1 protein-coding gene is annotated in these 701 nt (G+C 47.9%); it reads left to right on the forward strand.

Annotation, left to right across the window (positions count from 1 at the left end; all coding sequences use genetic code 11):
• Nucleotides 1–319: 319 nt before the first annotated feature.
• The coding region (locus tag A3729_RS02690; RefSeq protein ID WP_156497594.1) for an alcohol dehydrogenase catalytic domain-containing protein at nt 320–701 on the forward strand (382 nt) is incomplete at its 3' end.

The raw sequence follows: 701 nt of genomic DNA on the forward strand, positions 1-701 counted from the left end.
CGTAATATCTCGGGAATCCCACCGTTTTTATCGGCAAGGCCATCATTGCTAGACATGCGCTCGACAGCAGGTTGAAGTGTACCGTTTGTTTTCTCACTATCTACTGCCTTGTTAACCAACAAGCTCTGAAAACCCATACCTAGACTCCTGTGTTTTTAGGCAGGATAGTAATTCAGTGTGAAGCAAATGTGACGCTTTGGTGTCAGTTTGATGTCAATGGGATCACCACGGAACACAGTTGATAAACTTGACCCTAACCCGGTAGCCCTTTAAATTGCTTGCCTACTCATACGAATTCGCCACGAACAAGAGAGCCAAAATGAAATATATCGACACCCCAAACTTCGGCGCACCTGATGTCATGCAAGTTGCTGAAGGCGAACGCCCTGGCATTCAAGAAAATGAAGTACTGGTGAAGGTAGCAGCAGCCGGCGTTAATCGCCCTGACGTGATTCAGCGACAAGGCAACTACCCGGCCCCAAAAGATGCGTCACCCATATTGGGTTTGGAAGTAGCCGGTGAAGTGGTCGAAGTCGGTTCTGCCGTTACTACCTTAAAACAAGGCGATAAGATTTGTGCACTCACCAACGGTGGTGGCTATGCCGAGTATGTAAATGTACCAGAAAGCCAATGTCTACCCGTTCCTGAAGGCTACTCAATGGTGGAAGCAGCAGCCTTGCCAGAAACCTTCTTTACAGTGT

Source organism: Oleiphilus sp. HI0043 (genome assembly GCF_001634935.1).